This window comes from Mycobacterium novum (assembly GCF_010726505.1).
GTDB lineage: Bacteria > Actinomycetota > Actinomycetes > Mycobacteriales > Mycobacteriaceae > Mycobacterium > Mycobacterium algericum.
In genome coordinates this window covers 2,223,965-2,247,250 of the sequence record NZ_AP022562.1, presented here as the reverse complement: position 1 = coordinate 2,247,250, position 23,286 = coordinate 2,223,965, and the positions used below count along the sequence as shown (strand labels likewise).

The 23,286-nt window shown below is 68.6% G+C and carries 18 protein-coding genes; 8 read left to right on the top strand and 10 right to left on the bottom strand.

Annotated features, from left to right (window positions below; translation table 11 throughout):
- Positions 1-98 precede the first annotated feature (98 nt).
- Positions 99-659, bottom strand: a complete 561-nt coding sequence (locus G6N19_RS10380) for a hypothetical protein (protein ID WP_232062364.1) — start codon at positions 657-659, stop codon at positions 99-101.
- A 78-nt stretch (positions 660-737) separates the two neighbouring features.
- On the opposite strand from G6N19_RS10380, the gene G6N19_RS10375 reads away from it, so the two are divergent.
- The 3 genes from G6N19_RS10375 to G6N19_RS10365 all read left to right on the top strand — a co-directional run bounded on the left by G6N19_RS10375 (position 738) and on the right by G6N19_RS10365 (position 4,965).
- Complete coding sequence (locus tag G6N19_RS10375) at positions 738-2,132, top strand: FAD-binding oxidoreductase (RefSeq protein WP_013831019.1); 1,395 nt, start codon at positions 738-740, stop codon at positions 2,130-2,132.
- Complete coding sequence (locus G6N19_RS10370; protein WP_193464866.1) at positions 2,133-2,909, top strand: decaprenylphospho-beta-D-erythro-pentofuranosid-2-ulose 2-reductase; 777 nt, start codon at positions 2,133-2,135, stop codon at positions 2,907-2,909. It abuts the gene before it with no gap.
- Positions 2,910-3,105: 196 nt separating this feature from the next.
- The gene (locus tag G6N19_RS10365) at positions 3,106-4,965 is read left to right on the top strand and encodes a galactan 5-O-arabinofuranosyltransferase (protein WP_193464865.1); all 1,860 of its coding nucleotides are present in this window, start codon (positions 3,106-3,108) and stop codon (positions 4,963-4,965) included.
- Here the strand turns inward: G6N19_RS10365 and G6N19_RS10360 are convergent.
- Positions 4,919-5,614, bottom strand: coding sequence for an alpha/beta hydrolase (locus G6N19_RS10360; protein WP_193464864.1), 696 nt, complete (start codon positions 5,612-5,614; stop codon positions 4,919-4,921). The genes G6N19_RS10365 and G6N19_RS10360 overlap by 47 nt on opposite strands.
- 51 nt (positions 5,615-5,665) lie before the next feature.
- Here G6N19_RS10360 and G6N19_RS10355 point away from each other — a divergent pair, with 51 nt between their 5' ends.
- The 4 genes from G6N19_RS10355 to G6N19_RS10340 all read left to right on the top strand — a co-directional run bounded on the left by G6N19_RS10355 (position 5,666) and on the right by G6N19_RS10340 (position 15,925).
- On the top strand, positions 5,666-8,887 hold the full coding sequence (locus G6N19_RS10355) for an arabinosyltransferase domain-containing protein (RefSeq protein WP_408632496.1): 3,222 nt from the start codon (positions 5,666-5,668) through the stop codon (positions 8,885-8,887).
- Positions 8,888-9,068: 181 nt separating this feature from the next.
- On the top strand, positions 9,069-9,389 hold the full coding sequence (locus tag G6N19_RS10350; RefSeq protein ID WP_013831024.1) for a hypothetical protein: 321 nt from the start codon (positions 9,069-9,071) through the stop codon (positions 9,387-9,389).
- A 102-nt stretch (positions 9,390-9,491) separates the two neighbouring features.
- Complete coding sequence (locus G6N19_RS10345) at positions 9,492-12,770, top strand: arabinosyltransferase domain-containing protein (RefSeq protein ID WP_193464863.1); 3,279 nt, start codon at positions 9,492-9,494, stop codon at positions 12,768-12,770.
- Positions 12,767-15,925, top strand: coding sequence for an arabinosyltransferase domain-containing protein (locus G6N19_RS10340; protein ID WP_193464862.1), 3,159 nt, complete (start codon positions 12,767-12,769; stop codon positions 15,923-15,925). Before G6N19_RS10345 ends, G6N19_RS10340 begins: the two co-directional genes overlap by 4 nt.
- Positions 15,926-16,010: 85 nt before the next feature.
- Here G6N19_RS10340 and G6N19_RS10335 read toward each other — a convergent pair whose 3' ends face one another.
- From G6N19_RS10335 to G6N19_RS10320, 4 genes are read right to left on the bottom strand one after another with little or no spacing between them, the layout of a single operon-like run.
- Positions 16,011-16,310 carry a cytochrome C oxidase subunit IV family protein gene (locus G6N19_RS10335; RefSeq protein ID WP_193464861.1) on the bottom strand — a complete coding sequence of 100 codons (300 nt, stop codon included), beginning with the start codon at positions 16,308-16,310 and terminating at the stop codon, positions 16,011-16,013.
- A 2-nt stretch (positions 16,311-16,312) separates the two neighbouring features.
- Positions 16,313-16,888: a cytochrome c oxidase subunit 3 family protein gene (locus tag G6N19_RS10330; protein WP_193464860.1), complete on the bottom strand. Its 576-nt coding sequence runs from the start codon at positions 16,886-16,888 to the stop codon at positions 16,313-16,315.
- Between the two features lie 20 nt (positions 16,889-16,908).
- Positions 16,909-17,658, bottom strand: coding sequence for a hypothetical protein (locus G6N19_RS10325; protein WP_013831029.1), 750 nt, complete (start codon positions 17,656-17,658; stop codon positions 16,909-16,911).
- Positions 17,655-18,401 carry a hypothetical protein gene (locus G6N19_RS10320; RefSeq protein WP_013831030.1) on the bottom strand — a complete coding sequence of 249 codons (747 nt, stop codon included), beginning with the start codon at positions 18,399-18,401 and terminating at the stop codon, positions 17,655-17,657. The genes G6N19_RS10325 and G6N19_RS10320 overlap by 4 nt, the downstream gene beginning before the upstream one ends.
- A 216-nt stretch (positions 18,402-18,617) precedes the next feature.
- Between G6N19_RS10320 and G6N19_RS10315 the strand changes: the two genes are divergently transcribed.
- A complete protein-coding gene (locus tag G6N19_RS10315) occupies positions 18,618-19,226 on the top strand; it encodes a TetR/AcrR family transcriptional regulator (protein WP_013831031.1) in 609 nt (202 codons plus the stop codon).
- On the opposite strand, the gene G6N19_RS10310 is transcribed toward G6N19_RS10315, so the two are convergent.
- The 4 genes from G6N19_RS10310 to G6N19_RS10300 all read right to left on the bottom strand — a co-directional run bounded on the left by G6N19_RS10310 (position 19,216) and on the right by G6N19_RS10300 (position 23,230).
- Positions 19,216-20,754, bottom strand: a complete 1,539-nt coding sequence (locus tag G6N19_RS10310; protein WP_193466262.1) for an MFS transporter — start codon at positions 20,752-20,754, stop codon at positions 19,216-19,218. The two genes, G6N19_RS10315 and G6N19_RS10310, sit on opposite strands and share 11 nt — an antisense overlap.
- Before the next feature lie 296 nt (positions 20,755-21,050).
- Positions 21,051-22,325 carry a PE-PPE domain-containing protein gene (locus G6N19_RS10305; RefSeq protein WP_232062612.1) on the bottom strand — a complete coding sequence of 425 codons (1,275 nt, stop codon included), beginning with the start codon at positions 22,323-22,325 and terminating at the stop codon, positions 21,051-21,053.
- A 174-nt stretch (positions 22,326-22,499) separates the two neighbouring features.
- Positions 22,500-22,667 (bottom strand): Na+/H+ antiporter NhaA, encoded by a 168-nt coding sequence (locus tag G6N19_RS20980; RefSeq protein ID WP_013831035.1) that lies wholly within the window; start codon positions 22,665-22,667, stop codon positions 22,500-22,502.
- Positions 22,631-23,230 carry a Na+/H+ antiporter NhaA gene (locus G6N19_RS10300; protein ID WP_197912084.1) on the bottom strand — a complete coding sequence of 200 codons (600 nt, stop codon included), beginning with the start codon at positions 23,228-23,230 and terminating at the stop codon, positions 22,631-22,633. The genes G6N19_RS20980 and G6N19_RS10300 overlap by 37 nt, the downstream gene beginning before the upstream one ends.
- Positions 23,231-23,286: the final 56 nt, after the last annotated feature.

Sequence of the window (23,286 nt, the reverse complement as noted above, 5' to 3'; positions counted from 1 at the left end):
TCGCCGGCAAGACCACCCGTGCTGCCCCGGAAACGACTCAGCACCGGCTGCGCGGCTGGCGCAACCGGTGCTGACCCGGATAACGGAATCTGTAGGGGTTACTGCGGCTGGCAGAGGTTGTCGAGCACGTCGATCTGCCCGCGCAGCTGGTCGCGCAGCGGCTGCTGCACCGCGTCGTCCGGCGAGTGCCCGGCCAGGTAGTTGATGCTCAGCGCCTCCAGGGTGTCGGCCATGTCGCCGACGGCCTTGGACAAGTCGTCCGGGGTGGCCGGGTTGGCCTCCAAGCGCTGGTGCAGGAACGCGCCACCGGCAAACAGCGACAGCCGGGCGTTGGTGCCGACCGCCAGGTCACCGGCCAGGTCGCCGGGCACCGGGTTCTGCAGGTTGGTGTTGAACTGGGTGCCTTGGCGCACCACGGCCTGCGAGTCGCAGATCTTGCCCTTGGCTTCCTGACGCTGATCGTCGGAGAACTTCTGGCCCGTCGACGGGTAGAACCACCCGAAGATGGCCAGCACGATACCGAGCACCGCCAACGCCAAAGCGGCGATCGTCGGCACCGACAATCCCGGGGACGAAGTGGAAGATTTCGGAAAACCCGCGGTCTTGGGCTTGGCGGGCTTGGCCGAAGGGGCGGAATCTGTGGGGGGAGTCTCAGGCATTGCGCGATCGTAACGGTAGTCATCCGATTAGTCACGCGAACCCGGGTTGCGGGCGCGTTGGCGGTACCCTCATCTGCGATGTTGAGCACCGAGTTGCAGACGACCGCGCGGCGGCTGACGGGTTGGGGCCGCACCGCGCCGAGCGTGGCGCAGGTGCTGACCACCCCGGACGTCGAGATCATCGCCAAAGCCGTGGCACGCGCATCCGATCACGGATCCCTCGCAAACCGGCGCGGCGTGATCGCCCGCGGCCTGGGCCGCTCCTACGGCGACAACGCCCAGAACGGCGGCGGCCTGGTCGTCGACATGACCGCGCTGAACCGGATCCACTCGATCTCCGCCGATCGCGGCGTCGTCGACGTCGACGGCGGCGTCAGCCTGGACCAGTTGATGAAGGCCGCCTTGCCGTTCGGCCTGTGGGTACCGGTGCTGCCCGGGACCCGCCAGGTCACCATCGGCGGCGCGATCGCCTGCGACATCCACGGCAAGAACCACCACAGTGAGGGCAGTTTCGGCAACCACGTGGTGTCGATGGAGTTGCTGACCGCCGACGGTTCCGTGCGGCATCTGACCCCGGACGGCTCCGAGGCCGAGTTGTTCTGGGCCACCGTCGGCGGCAACGGGCTGACCGGGATCATCGTGCGCGCCGTCATCGCCATGACGCCCACCGAAACCGCCTACTTCATCAACGACGGCGACAACACCGCCGACCTGGACGAGACCGTGGCGTTCCACAGCGACGGCAGCGAGGCCGACTACACCTACTCTTCGGCCTGGTTCGACGCCGTCAGCGCGCCGCCGAAGCTCGGCCGGGCGGCCATCACCCGGGGCCGGCTGGCACTACGCGACGAGCTGCCCAAGAAGCTGGCCCGCAACCCGCTGAAATTCGACGCGCCGCAGCTGATGACGGTGCCCGACATCTTCCCGAACGGGCTGATGAACAAGCTGTCGGCCAGCGTGATCGGCGAGCTGTACTACCGGCGCGGCGGGCACTACCGCGGCAAGGTCCAGAACCTGACGCAGTTCTACCACCCGCTGGACCTGCTGGGGGAATGGAATCGGGCCTACGGCACGGCGGGCTTCGCCCAGTACCAGTTCCTGGTTCCCACCGAGGCGGTCGAGGAGTTCAAAGCGATCATCCGCGACATCCAGGCCAGCGGGCACTCGTCGGCGCTGAACGTGTTCAAACTGTTCGGACCCGGCAACCGGGCGCCGCTGAGCTTCCCGATGGCCGGCTGGAACGTCGCCATGGACTTTCCGATCAAGCCCGGGCTCGACGAGTTCCTCAACGGGCTGGACCGCCGGGTGATGGAGTTCGGCGGCCGGCTCTATACCGCCAAAGATTCCCGCACCACCGCGGAGAATTTCCACGCCATGTACCCGCGCATCGACGAGTGGATTGCGGTGCGCCGCAAGGTCGACCCCGACGGGGTCTTCGCCTCCGACATGGCCCGACGTTTGGAGCTGCTGTAGATGGTGCTTGACGCCACCGGAAATCCCCAGTCCATCCTGCTGCTCGGCGGTACGTCCGAGATCGGGCTGGCGATCTGCGCGCGCTACCTGCGCCACGCCTGGGCGAACGTGATCCTGGCCTGCCTGCCGGGCGATCCCGGCCGCGACGACGCCGTGGCGCAGATGGAGGCCGCCGGCGCCAAGTCGGTGCGGGTGATCGACTTCGACGCCCTCGACACCGCGGCCCACCCGGCGATGATCGACGCCGCCTTCAGCGACGGCGATAGCCCCATCGATATAGACGTGGCTGTGGTTGCCTTCGGCATGGACGCCGACGCCGAGGAGCTCTGGCACAACCAGGCCAAGGCCGTGCAGGTCGCGCAGATCAACTACACCGCAGCGGTGTCGGTCGGGGTGCTGCTGGCGAACAAGATGGGCGCCCAGGGCTTCGGGCAGATCATCGCGATGAGCTCGGTGGCCGGTGAGCGGGTGCGCCGCACCAACTTCGTCTACGGCTCCACCAAGGCCGGGCTCGACGGCTTCTACCTCGGTCTGGGCGAGGCGCTGCGCGACGACGGGATTCGGGTTTTGGTGATCCGGCCCGGCCAGGTGCGCACCCGCTTCTCCGCGCACGTCAAGGAGGCCCCGCTGACCGTCGACAAGGAGGACGTCGCCGAGTTGGCGGTCACCGCGGCCGCCAAGGGCAAGGAATTGGTGTGGGCGCCAGGGGCTTTCCGCTACGTCATGATGGTGCTGCGCCACGTCCCGCGGGCGATCTTCCGCCGACTGCCCATCTGATCTCGGTCGCCTCCCCTATGCCGCCCACGCCGCACCGCCCCCCGCCGAGTGTGCGTTTTGGCATGAAATCACCGGCATATCGCGCCCAAACCGCACACTCGGCGCGCTGCCACCCCCAGGCGATCGCCCGCTGTCGCTCAAAGGCGGGCAACAGCCACCCCCCCTCCGCCGCCGCCGACTCGACAGGCCGCCGCTGATGCGCACCGCGCTCACGACCGTCGGCCAGATGATCCTGGCCGGTCTCATCGCCGTCGTCGTCGCCGTGGTCGCCCTGGTGGCGATCGCCCGGGTCGAGTGGCCGGCGTACCCGTCGTCGAACCAACTGCACGCCCTGACCACCGTCGGGCAGGTCGGTTGCCTGGCCGGGTTGACCGGCGCCGGCTTGCTGTGGCGGCGCGGCCGGCGGGTCCTGGCGTGGCTGGCGGCGGTGGTGTTCACCAGCGCCTTCTCGGTGGTGACGCTGGCGATGCCGCTGGGCGCCACCAAGCTGTATCTGTTCGGGATCTCGGTGGACCAGCAGTTCCGCACCGAATACCTGACCCGCTTCACCGACAGTCCGGCGCTTGCCGACATGACCTACCAGGGCCTGCCGTCGTTCTATCCGCCGGGCTGGTTCTGGCTGGGCGGCCGGGCCGCGGCGCTGGCCGGCACCCCGGGCTGGGAGATGTACAAGCCGTGGGCGATCACCTCGATGGCCGTGGCGGTCGCGGTCGCGCTGGTGTTGTGGAACAAGCTGATCCGCTTCGAGTACGCGCTGATCGCCACCATCGCCGGCGCCGCGGTCACGCTGGCCTATAGCTCCCCGGAGCCCTACGCGGCGATGATCACCGTGTTGCTGCCGCCGGTGCTGATCCTGGCCTGGTCGGGCCTGGGGGCAACCGGGCGAGGCTTGGGCGCGGTCGCCGGCACCGGGATCTTCCTGGGCTTCGCCGCCACGTTCTACACCCTGCTGGTGGCCTACAGCGCGTTCACCGTGGTGCTGATGGCGCTGCTGCTGGCCGCATCACGTCTCCGCGACGGCCTCAAAGCGGCACTGAGCCCGCTGGTCCGGCTGCTGGTGATCGGTGTGATCGCGCTGGCGATCGCGGCGATCACCTGGACGCCGTATCTGCTGCGCGCCGCCGGCAACCCGACCAGCGACACCGGCAGCGCCCGGCACTACCTGCCCGGCGACGGCGCCGAGCTGAGCTTCCCGATGCTGCAGTTCACCCTGCTCGGCGCGCTGTGCTTGCTGGGCACCGGATGGCTGGTGGTCAAAGCCCGCAGCTCCACCCGGGCGGGGGCGCTGGCGATCGGCGTCGTCGGCGTCTACGCCTGGTCGCTGCTGTCGATGTTGTCGACGCTGGCCCGCACCACACTGCTGAGCTTCCGGCTGCAGCCGACGCTGACGGTGCTGCTGGCCACCGCCGGAGTCTTCGGCTTCGTCGAGGGCGCCCGGGCATTGGGCGAGGCCGCGACCGGCTGGCACCGGGTGGTTCATCCGGTGGCCACGGCCGTCGGGCTGGCCGGGGCGCTGGCGTTCACCCAGGACATCCCCGAGGTGCTGCGCCCCGACATCACCGTGGCCTACACCGACACCGACGGCCACGGCCAGCGCGGCGACCGGCGCCCGCCCGGCGCGGCGAAGTACTACGAAGCGGTTGACGCCGCCATCACCAAGGCCACCGGCAAGGCGCGCGACGAAATCGTGGTGCTCACCGCCGACTACAGCTTCCTGTCCTACTACCCCTACTGGGGGTTCCAGGGCCTGACGAGCCACTACGCCAACCCGCTGGCGCAGTTCTCCGCGCGCGCCGCCGCGATCGAGGCGTGGTCGAAACTGGAGACCTCGGCGCAGTTCACCCGCGCCCTCGACGACCTGCCGTGGCCGGCGCCGACGGTGTTTCTGCTGCGGCCCGGTGCCGGGGACACCTACACGTTGCGGCTGGCCAAGGACGTCTATCCCAACCACCCCAACGTGAAGCGCTACACCGTGGAACTGGATGCGGCGTTGTTCGACGGCCCGGCATTCAGCGTGGCGAAGATCGGCCCGTTCGTGCTGGCGGTGCGGCGGTGATGCGCTCGGCCACCTCGGCGGCGACCGCCAACGTGCGGCGGTCGGTGGCGGCCGCATAACGGTCGGCCTCGGGGTCATACCTGGCCCCGGCGATCGACCCGTGATCAGCGGACAACTCGTCCAACTCCACCGGCCACCGGTGGTGCGCCAAGGCGGCGGCGAACTCGCGGCTCGCCGTCACCGGAACGACGTCGTCCGCTGTGCCGTGCAGCAACGTGATCGGGCAGCGCCGCCCGCCCGGCAGCGCGGCGACCGGGTGCTGGCCGCTGATCGGGTCGGGAACCAGGAACGCGCCGGCCAGGCAGACCACGTGGGAGAAGCCGGCGCCGTACCGGCCGGTGTGAATCGCCAGCCCGGCCGCCGCGAGGCCGCCCATCGACCACCCCACCAGGATCAGGCCGTCGGCGTCGTCGGCCCGTTCCCGCGCGAACCCCACCGATGCCAGCAGATCTGTGCGCCCGCCGTCGTCGTGGTGGGAATCCCAGTCGGGCACCACCACGTGCACGCCGTGGGCGGCCACCCGTTCGGCGAGCGGCCGGAGCGCCGTGCGGGCGTCGGGCTGCTTGCCGTGCCACAGCAGCGCGGTTCGCCGCGAGCGCTCACCGAACAAATCGGCCAGCCGGCCGGGGCCGTACTCGACAGTCTCCATAGTCCAAGTCTGCCCGGCCAGACACACCCCGCGGGGCCGCAAAGCACCCCGATAGCATCTAGGTCCGTGACCGATACGCGCGCCGACTTCCGGATCGCTCGGGCCGTCGCCGTCGTCGCCGGCGTACTGGGCACCCTGCTGGCGATTCTCACCCCGCTGTTGCCGGTCAAGCAGACCACCGCGGAACTCAACTGGCCGCAGCACGGCGCGTGGGCCAGCGTGCAAGCCCCACTGATCAGCTACGTGGCCACCGACCTGGACATCACCGTGCCGTGCCAGGCCGCCGCGGGCCTGACCAAGACCAACACCGTGCTGCTGTCCACGGTGCCCAAGCAGGCGCCCAAGGCCGTCGACCGCGGGCTGCTCATCGAACGCGTCAACGACGACCTGGTCCTGGTGGTGCGCAACGTGCCGGTGGTGGTGGCGCCGCTGTCGCAGGTGCTCGGCCCCGACTGCCAGCAGCTGACGTTCACCGCGCACGCCGACCGCGTCACCGCCGAGTTCGTCGGCCTCAAGCACGGCCCCAACGCCGAGCACCCCGGCTCGCCGCTGACCGGAACTCGCAGCGGCTATGACTTCCGGCCGCAGATCGTCGGCGTCTACACCGATCTGTCCGGGCCGGCGCCGGCCGGACTGGACTTCACCGCCACCGTCGACACCCGCTTCTCCAGCGCACCGACCCCGCTGAAGCTGGCCGCGATGCTCCTCGGGGTGGCGCTGACGGTCATCGCGCTGATCGCTCTGCACGTGCTGGACACCGCCGACGGCACCCGGCACCGCCGGTTCCTGCCGGCCCGCTGGTGGTCGATGTCGCCGCTGGACACACTCGTCACCCTCGTATTGGTGTGGTGGCACTTCGTCGGGGCCAACACCAGCGACGACGGTTACATCCTGACCATGGCGCGCATCTCCGAGCACGCCGGCTATATGGCCAACTTCTACCGCTGGTTCGGCACCCCGGAGGCGCCGTTCGGCTGGTACTACGACCTGTTGGCGGTGTGGTCGCAAGTGTCGACCACCAGCATCTGGATGCGGCTGCCCACGCTGGGCATGGCACTGGCCTGCTGGTGGCTGATCAGCCGTGAGGTGCTGCCCCGGCTGGGCCACGCCGTCAAACACAGCACGGCGGCGGCCTGGACCGCGGCCGGCATGTTCCTGGCGTTCTGGTTGCCGCTCAACAACGGGCTGCGCCCGGAGCCGATCATCGCGCTGGGCATCCTGGCGACCTGGTGCTCGGTGGAACGAGCGGTGGCCACCAGCCGGCTGCTGCCATTGGCGGTCGCCTGCATCATCGGCGCGCTGACGCTGTTCTCCGGGCCGACCGGGATCGCCTCCATCGGCGCGCTGTTGGTGGCGATCGGGCCGCTGCGCACCATCTTGCACCGGCGCTCGGCACAGTTCGGGCTGGCGCCGCTGCTGGCACCCATCGCCGCCGCGATCAGCATCACCGCGATCGTGATCTTCCGCGACCAGACGCTGGCCGGCGAGATCGAGGCCAGCACCCTCAAGTCCGCAGTCGGGCCCAGCCTGGCCTGGTTCGAGGAGCACGTCCGCTACGAGCGGTTGTTCCTGGCCACCCCGGACGGCTCGGTGGCCCGGCGGTTCCCGGTACTCGCGCTCGGTGTCGCGCTGGCGGTGAGCGTGGCGATGGCGTTGCGCAAGGGCCGGATTCCCGGCACCGCGGCCGGGCCGAGCCGGCGCATCATCGGGATCACCATCATCTCGTTCATCGCGATGATGTTCACCCCCACCAAGTGGACGCATCACTTCGGGGTATTCGCCGGGCTGGCAGGTTCGCTGGGCGCGCTGGCCGCCGTCGCGGTGGGCGCCGCGGCGATGCACTCCCGGCGCAACCGGACGCTGTTCACCGCGCTGGTGCTGTTCATCACCGCACTGTCGTTCGCCAGCGTCAACGGCTGGTGGTACGTCTCCAACTTCGGGGTGCCGTGGTCCAACGCATTCCCCAAGTGGCATCTGGCGTTCGCCACCATGGGGGTGGGGCTGACGGTGCTCGCGCTGCTGGTCGCGGCGTGGTTCCACTTCGTCAACGACGAGGACCGACCGCCGCGCTGGGCGGCGCTCTCCGGTTACCCGCTGGCCATCGCCTCCTGGGCGCTCATTGTCTTCCAGGTGGTGTCGCTGACGGTGTCGATGCTCGGCCAGTACCCGGCGTGGACGGTGGGCCGGTCCAACCTGGCCGCCATTCCCGTGCTGGGCACCGGCAAGACGTGCGGGCTGGCCGATGACGTACTGGTGGAACAGGACCCCAATGCCGGGATGCTCGAGCCGGTCGACACACCCGTCGCCGACGCACTCGGCGCGACGTTCTCGGCCGGGTTCGCGCCCAACGGGATTCCCGCCGACGTCTCCGCCGACCAGGTGATCGGCCCGCCCGGGCTGGGCCGGCTGGCCGACGACGACGCGCAGACCGGCGCCGAGACCAGCGGCGAAGCGGGCACCGAGGGTGGCACCACCGCCCGCGAGGGCATCAACGGCTCGCGGGCCCGGCTGCCCTACAAGCTGGACCCGGCCCGAGTGCCGGTGCTGGGCAGCTGGCGTCCCGGGGTGCAGGTGCCCGCGCAGCTGCGCTCGGCGTGGTACCGGCTGCCCGCCGACCGGGCCGATGCCGGACCGCTGCTGGTGGTGGCGGCCGCCGGCCGGTTCGACCGGGGCGAGGTCACCGCGCAGTGGGCCACCGACGCCGGTGCGGCGAACGACAAGCCCGGCGGTTCCATCGACTTCGGTGACATCGGGGCGGTACCGGCGTGGCGCAACCTGCGCACGCCGATGTCGGCGATCCCGGCCGAGGCCACCCGGATCCGGTTGGTGGTCCGCGACGACGACCTGGCGCCCCAGCACTGGATCGCGGTGACGCCGCCGCGCGTCCCGCAGCTGCGCAGCCTGCAGGACGTGGTCGGGTCGTCGGACCCGGTGCTGCTGGACTGGTTGGTGGGCCTGGCGTTCCCGTGCCAACGGCCGTTCGGCCACCAGAACGGGGTGACCGAGGTACCCAAGTGGCGGATCCTGCCGGACCGGTTCGGCGCCGAGGCGAACTCGCCGGTGATGGACAACAACGGCGGTGGCCCGCTGGGCATCACCGAGCTATTGGTGCGCGCGACCACGGTGCCCAGCTATCTGAACCACGACTGGTTCCGGGACTGGGGTGCGCTGCAGCAGTTGACGCCGTACTACCCTGCGGCGACACCGGCTGAGCTGGAGCTGGGCACGGCGGTCCGCTCCGGGTTGTGGAGCCCGGCGCCGCTGCGGCACTGACCTTTCGGACCGCGAGTCCCAGCTGCCCCAGCCGTAACCGGGCCTCGGATAGGTGGTCGTTGCCCGCCTCCGAGCGACAACGTGCGTTATGTCAGGCCGCGATGGCAGGGTCCGGTCATGATGTCAGGCCGCGATGGCAGGGTCCGGTCATGATGTCGGGCCGCGATGGCAAGGTCCGGTCATGACGAACGCGATCACACTGCGCGGCATCGAACTGCGTTATGTGTTGACCCATTTCCTGCACCACCGCGACTATCCCGCCACCATCGGTGAGCTCGCCGATGAACTGGAATCCCGCGGCTTCGCGGTCGCCGGCCGGGCGTCGAAGGCGATCTCGGATGCGCTGCGCTGGGAGCGCGAGCACGGCCGGGTGTACCGGCGCGGCCGCGGACTCTACGGCCCGGCCGGCATGCCGCGCAGCACCGAGTACCGGATCCACCAGCGGGTCATGGCGCTGCGCGACCGGGCTGCCGGCCAGACCGCCGCCCGCAAGCCGACATAACGTGCAGTGTCGCTCATAGGCGGGCAACAACCACATATCTCCCGGCCGCGCGACGGGACGGGGTCCCGGCTTCGGGACCCCGGTCGCATAACATCGAGGCTCGTGTCCTCCCCCTCCGCGCAGCCTAAGGACCAGCCCCGCTATCGACTCGCCCGGCTGATCGCGGTGGTCGCCGGCATCGCCGGCGTGTTGCTGTGCGGCATCACGCCGCTGCTCCCGGCCCGGCAGACCACCGCCACCATCGCTTGGCCGCAGGGCGTCGACGCGCAAGGCCACGTCACCGACGTCACCGCCCCGCTGGTCTCCGGAGCACCGCGCGGCCTGGACATCACCATTCCCTGCTCGGCCATCGCCACGTTGCCGGCCAATGGTGGCCTGGTGCTGTCCACCGTGCCGGCCGGCGGCGTCGACGCCACCGCGCACGGCCTGTTCGTGCGGGCCAACAAGAACACCGTGTTCGCCGCCTACCGCGATCATGTGGCCGCGGCCGCCCCCCGCGACAAGATCGCCGACTGCAGCCAACTGCGCCTGTGGGCCAACCCCGGTGACGTCGGCGCCGAATTCGTCGGCATACCGGGAGCGTCCGGCAGCCTGCCGCCGGAGAACAAGCCGCAGATCGGCGGCATCTTCACCGAGCTCAAGATCGGCCCGGAGCCCGGCTTGAGCGCGCACATCGCCGTCGACACCCGCTTCATCACCAACCCCACGACGCTCAAGGCCGCCGTGATGGCCCTGGGTGTGCTGGCGGTGCTGGCGTCGATCATCGCGCTGGCGGTCTTGGACCGCCGCCGCACCCACCGCACCCCGCGCAGCTGGCGGCACTGGTTCAAGGCCAACCCGATAACCTGGCTGGCCGATATCGGCGTGCTGGGCACCCTGGCGCTGTGGCACGTCATCGGCGCCATCTCCAGCGACGACGGCTACAACCTCACGATGGCCCGCAACGTCGCGCACGCCGGGTACGTCGCCAACTACTACCGGTTCTTCGGCGCCAGCGAGGCCCCCTTCGACTGGTATCCGGCACTGCTGGGCCAACTGAGCAGCCTCAGCACCGCCGGAGTGTGGATGCGGCTGCCCGCCACGCTGGCCGGCATGGCCTGCTGGCTGATCATCAGCCGCCGGATTCTGCCGCGGCTGGGCCGGCTGTCCGGCAACCGAATCGCGGTGTTCACCGCCGCGATGATGTTCGCCGCGGCCTGGCTGCCGTTCAACAACGGCCTGCGCCCCGAACCGCTGATCGCGCTGGGCACCCTGGTGGTCTGGGTGCTGGTGGAGCACACCATCGCCACCCGCCGGCTGGTGCCGACCGCATGCGCGATCCTGGTGGCCGTCTTCACCGTCACGCTGGCCCCGCACGGGCTGATCGCGCTGGCTCCGCTGCTGACCGGATCGCGGGCCATCGAAGCGGTGATCCGCAAGCGCCGGGCCCTCGACGGACTTGTCGCACCGCTGGCGGTGCTGACCGCGGCGGCATCCACCATCGCCGTGGTGGTGTGCCGGTCGCAGACGCTGGCCGCGGTCGCCGAGTCCGCCCGCATCAAATACGTGGTCGGGCCGACGATCGCCTGGTATCAGGAGTTCCTGCGCTACTACTTCCTGACCGTCGAGGAGAACGTCGACGCCTCGATGACCCGCCGGTTCGCCGTGCTGGTGCTGCTGTTCTGCATGTTCGCCATGCTGGTGATCCTGCTGCGGCGCGGCCGGATCGCCGGGGTGGCCAGCGGGCCCGCCTGGCGGCTGATCGGGACGACGGCGGTGGGACTGCTGCTGTTGACGTTCACCCCGACCAAGTGGGCGGTGCAGTTCGGCGGGTTCGCCGGGCTGGCCGGGGCGCTGGCCGCGGTCACCGCCTTCACCTTCGCCCGCGTCGGGCTGCACAGCCGACGCAACATGACGCTGTATGTGACCGCGCTGCTGTTCCTGGTCGCCTGGGCGACCTCCGGTGTCAACGGCTGGTTCTACGTCGGCGGCTACGGCGTGCCGTGGTTCGACATCCCGCCGGTGATCGCCAGCCGCCCGGTGACGTCGATGTTCCTGGCGGCCTCGATCGCCACCGGCCTGCTGGCCGGCTGGCAGCACTTCCGGCTGGATTACGCCGGCCACACCGAGGTGGCACCCACCCGGCGCAACCGGATCCTGGCGTCGACGCCGCTGCTGGTCGTCGCGAGCCTGATGGTGCTGCTGATGGTCGGCTCGATGGCCAAGGCCGCCGCGGGCCGCTACCCGGCCTACACCACCGCCCGGGCCAACGCCGACGCTCTGCTGTCGGGCCTGTCATCCTGCGGGATGGCCGATGACGTACTGGCCGAACCGGACACCAATGCCGGTCTGCTGCAACCGATCCCGGGCCAGCGCTACGGCGAGCTGGGACCGCTCGGCGGCGAGGACCCGTACGGTTTCGACCCCAACGCCGTCGACGACGACCTCACCTCGCTGGCGGTGATCGCCAAGCCCGGTGTGCCCAACGCCGACGCCTCCCCCAACAAGCCCAGCGCCAACCAGAGCGACGCCGCGGGCACCGCCGGCGGCAAGTTGCCCGACGACGCCCCGGACGGGGTGAACGGTTCCCGGGTGGCGCTGCCGTTCGGGCTGGACCCGGCCGTCACACCGGTGCTCGGGTCGTACAAGGAGCAGGTGGCCGCGCACGCCACCTCGGTCTGGTATCGGCTGCCCGAGCCCGGCCCGCAGCGGGCGCCGATCGTCGTCGTCAGCGCAGCGGGCGCCATCTGGTCGCACGGCGAGGACGGCAAGCTCGACTACGGCCAGCCGCTGAAACTGGAATGGGGCAGCTCCACCGAAGACGGCACCGTCAAGTCATTGGGCGAGGTGGAGCCGATCGACATCGGGCCGCAGAACTCCTGGCGCAACCTGCGTTTTCCGCTGGCGTGGGCGCCGCCGGGCACCGATACCGTGCGGATCGTCGCCAATGACCCGAACCTGTCCACCGAACAGTGGATCGCGTTCACCCCGCCGCGGGTGCCGGTGGTGCAGACCATCGGTGAGCTGATGGGATCGCAGACCCCGGTGCTGATGGACATCGCGGTCGCGGCGAACTTCCCGTGCCAGCGGCCGTTCGCCGAACACCTCGGAGTCGCCGAACTGCCCGAGTACCGGATCATGCCGGATCACAAGCAGACCGCGGCGTCGTCGAACCTGTGGCAGTCCGCCGAGGACGGCGGGCCGTTCATGATCACCCAGGCGATGCTGTGGACCACCACGGTTCCGACCTACCTGCGCGACGACTGGTATCGCGACTGGGGTGCGGTGGAGGCCTATCACCGGCTGATCCCGGCCAAGATCGCGCCCGACGCCGTCATCGACCAGGGCACCACGACCGTTACCGGCTGGAGCCGGCCCGGACCGATTCGAGCACTGCCATGAGTATTCGCACCACGCGCCTGGTAGCGATCATCGCCGGCCTGGTCGGCTTCCTGCTGTCGGTGGCCACCCCGCTGCTGCCGGTGGTGCAGACCACCGCGACGCTGAACTGGCCGCAGCACGGCGAGTTGCACAGCGTCACCGCGCCACTGATCTCCCAGACCCCGATCTCGATGTCGGTGAAGGCGCCGTGCGCGCTGGTCCGTGAGCTGCCCGCCGAGGGCGGCACGCTGCTGTCGACCGCACCGGCCAAGGGTAAGGACGCCGCACTCAACGGACTGTTCATCACCGTCACCGAGAAGCGGGTGGATGTCACCGACCGCAACGTGGTGCTGGCCACCGCGCCGCGGGCCAAGGTGGAAGGCCCCGGCTGTACCGACATCGAGGTCACGTCGTCGCACGACGGCACCTTCGCCACCATCGGCGGCATCACGCAACGCTACGGCTGGCCGGACCCGAACCTGCGCCCGCAGATCGTCGGGGTGTTCTCCGATCTGAGCGGCCCGGCGCCGGAAGGTCTTTCGCTGACCGCCGACATCGACACCCGGTTCTCCACCCAGCCGACGGCTTTGAAGCGGGCCGCGATCTTCGCGGCGATCCTGGCCACCGTGATCGCGGTGCTGGCGCTGTGGCGCCTCGACCGGCTCGACGGCCGCCGGATGCACCGGCTGATCCCGTCACGGTGGCGGTTCTTCTCGCTGGCCGACGTCGCGGTGGTGCTCGGCTTCGTGGTCTGGTACGTGATCGGGGCGAACTCGTCCGACGACGGCTACATCCTCGGCATGGCCCGGGTGGCCGATCACGCCGGCTACATGAGCAACTACTTCCGCTGGTTCGGCAGCCCGGAGGACCCGTTCGGCTGGTACTACAACCTGCTGGCGCTGATGACGCACGTCTCCGACGCCAGCATCTGGATCCGATTGCCGGATCTGGTGGCCGGGTTGGTGTGCTGGCTGCTGCTGAGCCGTGAGGTGCTCCCCCGGTTCGGCCCGGCGGTGGCCGCCAGCAAGCCCGCGCTGTGGGCGGCCGGGATGGTGCTGCTGGCTGCGTGGATGCCGTTCAACAACGGCCTGCGGCCCGAGGGGATCATCGCGGTCGGCGCGCTGATCACCTGGGTGCTGGTGGAGCGGGCGATCATCTCCGGCAGGCTGACCCCGGCGGCGCTGGCGATCATCTGCGCGGCGTTCACGCTGGGCATCCAGCCGACCGGGCTGATCGCGGTGGCAGCACTGCTGGCCGGTGGGCGGCCGCTGCTGCGCATCCTGGTGCGCCGGCACCGGATTCACGGCACCTGGGCGCTGGTAGCACCGCTACTGGCCGCCGGCGCCATCATCCTCACGGTGGTCTTCGCCGACCAGACGGTGCGGGCGGTGCTGGAGGCCACCAGGATTCGCACCGCGATCGGCCCCAGCCAGGCCTGGTACACCGAGAATCTGCGCTACTACTATCTGGTTTTGCCGACCGTCGACGGTTCGCTGTCGCGACGGTTCGGGTTCCTGATCTGTGCGCTGTGCCTGTTCACCGCGATGTTCATCATGTTGCGGCGCAAGCGGATCGCCGGGGTGGCCAGCGGGCCGGTGTGGCGGCTGATGGGCGTCATCCTGGCCACGATGTTCTCGCTGATGTTTGCCCCCACCAAGTGGGTGCACCACTTCGGGCTGTTCGCCGCGGTCGCCGGCGCGATGGCCGCGTTGACCACGGTGCTGGTATCCCGGCAGGTGGTGCGCTGGTCGCGTAACCGGATGGCGTTCGCCGCGGCGGTGCTGTTCGTGCTGGCACTGTGTTTCGCCACCACCAACGGCTGGTGGTACGTCTCGAGCTACGGGGTGCCGTTCAACGCCGACATGCCGCGCATCGGTGGCGTGACCGTCAGCACGATCTTCTTCGCGCTGTTCGCGATTACGGCGGGGTGGGCGGCCTGGCTGCACTTCGCACCCCGGGACCGCGGCGAGGGCCGCGTGGCTCGGGCTTTGACCGCCGCCCCGGTGCCGGTGGCGGCCGGCTTCATGGTGTGCGTGTTCGTGGCCTCGATGGCGATCGGCATCGTCCGCGAATACCCCAGCTACTCCAACGGTCTGGCCAACGTGCGGGCCTTCGTGGGCGGCTGCGGGCAGGCCGACAACGTGCTGGTCGAGCCCGACCCCAATGACGGCGCGCTGACGCCGCTGCCGGGCAGGTACGGCGAACTGGGCCCGCTGGGCGGTGTCGACCCGGTCGGGTTCACCGCCAGCGGTGTGCCGGAGAAGATCGTGGCCGAGTCGCTGCGGATGAGCATCACCCAGCCCGGCACCGACTACGACTGGGACGCCCCGAAGAAATTGCCGGCAGCTGGTATTAACGGTTCTACCGTCCCTTTGCCCTACGGTCTGGACCCGGCGCGGATCCCGCTGGCCGGCAGCTACTCGACCGACGGCCAGCAGGAGTCCAAGCTGACCTCCGCGTGGTATGCGCTGCCGCCCGCCGATGACGCGCATCCGCTGCTGGCGGTGACCGCGGCGGGCACCATCGCCGGCAACAGCGTGCTCAAGGGCTACACCACCGGCCAGGACGTGCAGCTGGAGTACGGGCTGCCCGGGCCGGACGGCGCCGTGGTACCCGGCGGGCGACTGGTGCCCTACGACCTGTTCGGCGAATGGCCGCGGATGTGGCGCAACCTGCGCTACCCGCGCAAGCAGATTCCCGCCGATGCGGTCGCGGTTCGCATTGTGGCCGTGGACAAGTCACTGAACCCGCGGGACTGGATCGCGTTCACGCCGCCGCGGCTGCCGGAGGTGAAGACCATCCAGGAGTACATCGGCTCCGAGCAGCCGGTGCTGCTGGACTGGGCCGTCGGCCTGGCGTTCCCGTGTCAGCATCCGATGCTGCACGCCAACGGCGTCACCGAGGTGCCCAAGTACCGGATCACCCCGGACTACAACGCCAAGAAGCAGGACACCGACACCTGGCAGGACGGCGTCAACGGCGGGCTGTTGGGGATCTCCGACATGCTGCTGCGGGCGCACGTGATGGCCACGTATCTCAACCACGACTGGGGCCGCGACTGGGGCTCGCTGCGCAAGTTCGACGAGGTCGTCCCGGCCTCGCCGGCCGAGCTGGAGCTGGGCAGCGCCACCCGCAGCGGCTGGTGGACACCGGGCGAGATCCGCATCAAGGCCTGAGTTCTCTAGGCGCGAGCGTGCGTGTCCCCGGCCCGCCACGCCGTGTCGGGACCGGATTCACGCACGCTCGCGCGACGGGGTTTACTCAGAACAGGTAGATCACGAAGACCGTCGCGATCAACGCGGTCAGCCAGCCATCGGTGGCGTACCGCAGCCAGCGCGGCGCGGTGTTGACCTCCATGAAATGGCCGATGATCATGCGCGACTTGACGAACGCCAGCGCCAGCACCAGCGCGGTCACCGGCACACTGGCCTGCGCGGTGTGCGTCAGGTGCGCCGGCGCCAGGGTCCACGACCCGATGGTGACCGCCACCAGCACAATCCAAACCCAGGTCAACGACCGCTCGGTCTCGTGCCGATGTTCGCGATAGCCGAAAACCGTCATGCTCACCTCATCACGTAGAGCAGGCCAAAGATGATGACCCACAACAGATCCACCATGTGCCAGTAAATTGCTGCCGACTCGACCACCGCGGGCCGGCGCCGGCTCGGGTTACCCAGCTCTCGGACGACGACGCCGAGCGCGATCAGTCCGATCAGCACGTGAACCAGGTGCACACCGGTGATCACGTAGTAGAACGAGAAGAACAAGTCGGAGTTGGTGTGCCCGGCACCGATTTTGGCAGCCCATTCGTAGCTCTTGAGGATCATGAACAGCACCCCGCCGGCTGCCCCCAAATAGACAAACCGCACCGCCGAGCGGTGGTTTCCGGCCCTGGCGGCCAGCACACTGCGCGCCACGAACCAGGAACTGGTCAGCAGCACCACGGTGTTGATCACACCGATGTTGACGTTGAGATGTTGTTGGGCGGCAAGGAACTCAGCGGGATTCATGGTCCGGTAGACCATGAAGATGATGAAGTAGCCGGTGAAGATGACCAGATCGCCGAGCACCATCACCCAGATGTGACCGTCACCGGGCAGCCGGGTCCGCGGTGCGGTGGGAACCTCAAGTTGCAGCATCAGAGTTGTCCTTCCGGCCCTCAGTCCAGGCCTGGCGAGTCGACCGGTTCAGCCACGGTGGCCGACCGGAGGACGAAGATCAGCGCACCCAGCCACACCGAGAACACCACGACCGCCCACCAGAGGCTGAGCACACCATTCCAGGCGAGCGGCCCGGAGTAGAACAGGAAGAACTGGGTGGCGATGACCTCGGTGATGACCTGCCAAACCGTCACGTAGCCAAACCATTTCGGAAAAATATTGTTCTTGTCGTACAGGACCGCGATGGCCAGCACCACGTAGGCGGTGGTGAAGCAACCCAGCGACCCGTTGTAGGACAGATTGCCCAGATCGTAGAGCCAGCCGATCAGTTCCGGATCACGGTCGGGCCGAAACGTCGCGGTCAGGTAGCAGACGCCGACCAGCAGGAACCCGGGCAGCGCGCCGACGCTCATGCCGCCGATGTAGCCGTAGGCGAACACTGACCCCACCGACATCCGTTTCATGTGGTACATGACCAGGCCGTTGGTCAGCGGGGCGCCGCCCAGCAGGATCAGCAGCAGGACGAACCCGATCTGGATGGTCAGTTGATGTTCGGTGAAGAACGCGACCTTCCCGGCCGTCGAGACGTCCGGCCGCGGTGGCGGTGTCACCCGCGTCAACACACAGATGATGACGCCGAAGACGGTGTACCAGACCGGGAAGAACCAGGTCAGAAAGCGCACATCGGGTTTGCCGGCCGGGACGCCCGCCGCGGTGACGACATACCGGTCTGGGGACAGCAGGTTCACCCGGCCACTACTCCCTCAGCCGCCGCCTGGCGCAGCAGAGCCCCGCGCAGCACGAAGAACATCACCACCACGAACGCCGCGAACGCCCCGTTGCGCAGCCAGAACGACAGCAGCCCATCCCAGGCCAACGGTCCGGTCTGCCAGACCGCCGCGCCTGCTGCCGGGATCATCGCCAGACCGGTCGCCAGCGAATAGGGGCCGACCCAGCGCGGGAAAACCGGATCCGGCCCGTCGTCGAAATGGACCGCGGCGGCCAACAGCAGAAACTGCGCCAACACCATGCCGATCGGTGCGATGAACACGATCCAGGCCAAGTCGTTGAGCAGCAACGTCAGCTCGGGGTTGCGGTCCGGGCGGAATGCCGCGACCAGAAAGAAGACGTTGGACAGCGCAAAGATGGTGGCGCCGCTGACGATCGCGGTCAGGTAGCAGTAGGCGAAGATGTGGCTCTGGGTCTTCATGCGCTTCATCTGGACGACGATCACCATGAAGAACGGCAGCAGCATGATCCCGCACAGGTTGAACGTGATCTGGCTGAACCGGATCCAGTCGGTGTGCTCGGTGTAGAACCGTGCAACCTGCTCGGCGGTCATGGTCGGCGACATCGGCGGAAAGAAGCCGGGGAACGCCAACAAGGCCACCACCAGCACGGCACCGACCGCCGGCCCGGTCCACAAGCTGACCCACTGGGCCTTGATGTTGCCTGCGCTGGGCAGGTCTTGGACTTCCTCGAGAATCTGCACCGAACCCCTCCGAGATGACTTGAGTCAGCTTTGATGACACTGCCGCTGGCCTGCAGCCCGCCGCCGCCCGCCGTAGTACACGTTGCGGCACCGGCCTTAACGTCACCCGTACCGTAGCGGGCCGGGCCGCAGTTGCCAAGCCTATTTCTGATTCAAGTCAGTCATCGGTGGTCTAGACTCGACCGAACCAGTTCGCCGAAGCCGGAGTTGACCGCAGTGCCGAATTCAAAGACCGACAGCCGGGGCCGCAAGGGTCTGCAGACCCGCGAGCGGTTACTCGGCGCGGCGCTCGCCGAGTTCAAACGCGCCGGCATGGCCGCCGCCGACATCGGCGCCGTCGTCGCGGCGGCCGGCGTCGCCCACGGCACGTTCTTCTTCCACTTCCCCACCAAGGAACACGTCCTGCTGGAGCTGGAGCACCGCGAGGAGGTGCGGATGGCCGGCGAGCTCACCCGCTTCTTCACCCGCGACCACGACGTGCGGGCCACTCTCGCGCAGATCGTCCACGTGCTGGAGAAGCTCGAACGCCGCCTCGGCGGTCACCTGTTCAAAGACCTGCTGGTGCTGCACTTCTCGCCTACCAGGCCGCCGACGGAGGTGTGGCCCACCCACCCGGTCATCGTTGCGGTCATCGAGGAACTGCAGCGGGCCCGCGACCGCGGCGAGATCCCCGGCGACGTCGACGTCATGCACAACGGCATCTCGTTTCTGGTCGGACTTTACGCCCTGCTCATCACCATCCCCGATGCCAAACAGATGCGAGCCCCGGTGATCGAGGAGTACCTGACCACCTACCTGTACGGCATGCGGGTGATCACACCCTGATCCGCGGGCCGCTCACCCCGGCGAGCTGCGGGACGCCTCGATAGCCGGCGGGTGTCCGCTGCTGCGGGCGGAGGTACTTGTCGACCGCCCACACCTCGTCGAACGCCGGGTTTCGGCGCACGCGGGCCGATTCCTCCGCAGTCAGCACCGACAACTCGCGCTCAAGCTCGCCCGGCACGCCGGGAACGCCCGTACCGCGCAGCGAGTATCCGAGCGTTTCCGGCAGGAACCGCAGCGCGACGAGCCCGATCAGCGCAGCGAACACCAGGTAGGCGGCCGGAAAGAGCTGCCACCCGGTGCGTTCGATCACCGAGTCGGCCAGTACCGGTGCGGTGCCGCCGAATACCGCGACCGCGGCGTTGTCGGCGATCGCAAAACCCGCGTAGCGCACCTGGGTGGGGAACAGCGCCGGGAACGTCGCCGACACCGTTGCCAGTGGCGCGGCGAACAGCACACTGAGCACCGTGAAACCCACCAGCGCGAAGGCGAATCCGTGTCCCATCAGCCAGTACATCGGCAGCGCCAGCACGGCGAACCCCAGCAGCGACGCGCGCCACAGCGGCTTTCGTCCGACCCGGTCCGACCAGGCGCCGGCGAACGGGATGCAGGCCATCATCGCCAACTCCCCGATCAGCACCACAGTCGTCCGGCTGCGCTCGTCGAGTCCGGCCGTGGCGTGCAGGTAGGTCGGCTGATACGTCACCAGGGTGTAGTCGATGATGTTCAGCACAACGAACAACGCGAACGTCACCAGGATCGGCCGGGTGTAGTTGGTCAGCAGGTCTACCAGGCGGTCCCACGCCGAACCGGTGATCTTCTCGCAGGCAACGCATTCGGTGAACACCGGCGTCTCTTCCATCCTGCTGCGCAGCACCAGGCCGACCACGCCCAGGGGCAGGGCCAACAGGAAGGGGATCCGCCATCCCCAGGCGACCATCTGCTCATGGGTGAACATCGCCTCGAGCGCGAGCACGACCGCGCTGCCGAACACGAAGCCCGCCACCGCACCGAATTCCAGGAAACTGCCATAGGTGCCGCGCTTGGCATCCGGCGCGCTTTCGGCCATGAACGTTGCAGCGCCACCGTATTCGCCGCCGGTCGAGAACCCCTGCACGACGCGCAGCGCGATCAGCAGGCCCGGCGCCCACCAGCCGGCGGTGGCGTAGGTGGGCAGGACGCCGATCAGCGTTGTCGCCACCGCGATCAGCAGAACGGTCGCGACCAGCACCGACTTCCTGCCGAACCGGTCTCCGATCGGGCCCCAGACCATGCCACCGAGCGGCCGCAGCACGAACGAAACCGCGAAGCCGAGCATGGTGCCGAGATTGCCCAGTGTGTCGGGGAAGAACGCTCCGGTGAGATAGGTCGCCACGACGGCGTAGACCCCGTAGTCGTACCACTCGGTGGCATTGCCGACCGCCGACGCCACAATCGCCTTGCGCAGCACACGGTTGCGTTGCTCCGCGGTGCTTCGGCGCTTTTCTTTGGCCGGCGCCGGTGGCCGCGACGCCGGCAGCAGCAGGCTCATCGCCGTCCGTCGCTATGCCACACGCAGTCCCCCTTGTCGTACCACCGGAGTTTCCGTAGCCGAACCGCGCAGCCGGGAATCACGCTCCGGCCCCGGCCTATTGGGACCTCGGCGTTCAACCCGGCGTGGGATCGCCTGGGGGAAACGATAATTGCTTTGGGGCAGAAGTTGCCGGTGTTGCTGAAGCGTTACGCAACACTTACCCGCCCGATACCGGTCATTCACTGCAGCGGGCGCGGCGGTGTGCGTAGTGCGACTCGCAGTGAGCGGGGGCCCAGCTCGCGGCGAAAGGGATCTTAGGAGACGTCTGCCCAGTAAGCCGGGTCTAGGTATTGGCCGACCAGCGATTCCCACATCAGATTCGTCAGGTTCTCGAGCAGCTCCGGCACCGAACCTCCGCCGAGGCCCATAGCCTCGCCGGCCGCAATCAGATTCGCGAAGGCGGGATCGTCGGCCGGGTCCAGCCACTGGTAGGTCGCCGGGTCCATCACGCCGGCAACGAAGTTGTCCCAGCCGGTCTGCGCCGCCACGGCCAACGCGGCGTTGAACTCCGTCCAGTCGACGTCCTGAGAATCGAGCGAGAACATCGTCGGCTGGTCGGCCGGGCCGTCATACCAGCCGTGTTCGATGTTGCCGTAGCCCAGGTTCACCAGGATCCGCATGGTCGGTTCCAGCAGGTCGTAGAGCGGCTTTCCGAACACGGGCATGAACAGCAGCGGCAACAGCAGCGGGAGGTGCTCGCTGGGAACCATGTAGGAGTTGATCAGGCTGTCGGGACTGGACTCCAGCAGGATCGCCTGCTCAAGCTGCTCGGAAGTCAGTCCGAGGTAGGCCATGTGCTGCGTAGCCATACCCATGATCGCGTTCAGGGTGGCCAGGAGGTTCAGCGGGTAGTGCGGAAAGGCCGCGTAGCCGTCGTACTCCAAGGTGTAGATGTCGGTGGCGTACAGATCGTTGGGCGTCGGGTTGCCCAACGTGACGCCGGCATCTCGCATGGCGTCGTAGAAGTCCTGCATCTCTTCGAAACCGACCAGCAGGCCGCCGTTCGGGTTCGCCGAATCGCCGATCAACACGAAACGCACGGCGTCAGTCGACACCCCGGCGTCATAGAGTTGCTGCATGGCCAGCGTGGTCAGCGCGGCGCTCTGCGAGTAGCCGAAGACCGTCACCGGGTTATCGGCGCCGGCCTGCCCGTCCGCGATCAGGCTCTGCACCCGCTCGACCAGAGCCTGCGCGCCCTCGGCCATGGAGTCATCCAGCAAATAGGGTGCCTGCGGGGTGGTCAGTACCTCGAGTTCGCCGGCGAAACCGCGCGGCTGCAAAAAGAGGTCGTTCACGATGTCGGCGTACTGCTGGCTCGGCGTCGGGATCATGCTGGGCCCCATGATCAGCGCAATGTTCGATTCCGCGAGTGAATCGGTGCCGGCGGACAGCAGCACGCCGGCCTGAGCGGGCGCCGGCGACGTCAGCTGCGGGGCGCCGGTGAGTCCGGAGACCAAGGTGACGGCGCCCAGTGCGGCTAGCAGGCCTGGTGTGCGGCGCCCGGAGCGTGCCGCGACTGCATCAAACATCCCGACTTCCTCGCCGCGCTCGCACGTCCGCAGATCAACGGACCGTTGTCGACTGGATGATTCCAATCACACTCTGTTATGTCAAATTTAGTATCGCCGGGCGGCGATCCGCGGCTTGACCAGGCGTTATAACAGCGCGCCTCAGTCGGTCGGCACTGAACGCTGAACGTTAACTTAATGCGTGGCGGCCCGCCGGCCGGTGCAGGCCAGGACTGCGGCGGCGGTCCCGGCGGCCACCAGCGATGCCGCGAATACGCCGGCCTTGGCGTGCTCGATCATGCTGCTGTCGGTGTAGGCGAGATCGGTCACGAACAAGGCGACGGTGAAGCCGAGCCCGGCCATGCAGCCCAATCCGAGCACATGTGCCGCGCGGACCTCGGCGGGCAACGAACAGCGGCGGCCGCCGCCGCGGCAAGCCAGCCCCAGGTGAGCCCGCGCGCGTAGCCGAACGCGATCACCAGCACCGCCAGCACGTCGTCGACGGTGGCGATCGCCAGCAGGATGGCCCGTAGTCCTGCTGGGGCGCGCGGGGCGACCAATGCCAAGATGCCGACCGCAAACGCCGGATCGGTGGCCATCGGCACACCCCAGCCCGACACCGCATCGGTTCCCCAGGTGATGGCCAAAAAGATGGCCGCCGGCACCACCGCCCCACCGACCGCTGCGATCACCGGGACCAGTGCGCGGCGTGGATGGGCCAGCGCCCCTTGGGTCAGTTCATGTTTGAGCTCCAGGCCGATGACGAAGAAGAACACCGTCATCAATGCGTCGTTGACCCAATGCCGCCCATCCATCCGCAAACCCAGCCGCGACCAGCCGAACTCCGTGTCCCAGAAGCCGCTGTACGTCTGGCCGGCGTAGTTGGCCCACAGCAGTGCGGCGGCCGTTGCCACAAGCAGCGCCAAGCCGGGCGCGAGCGTGCGTGGATCCGGCCGACCGCTCGGCGTGTCGGCCGGGGACC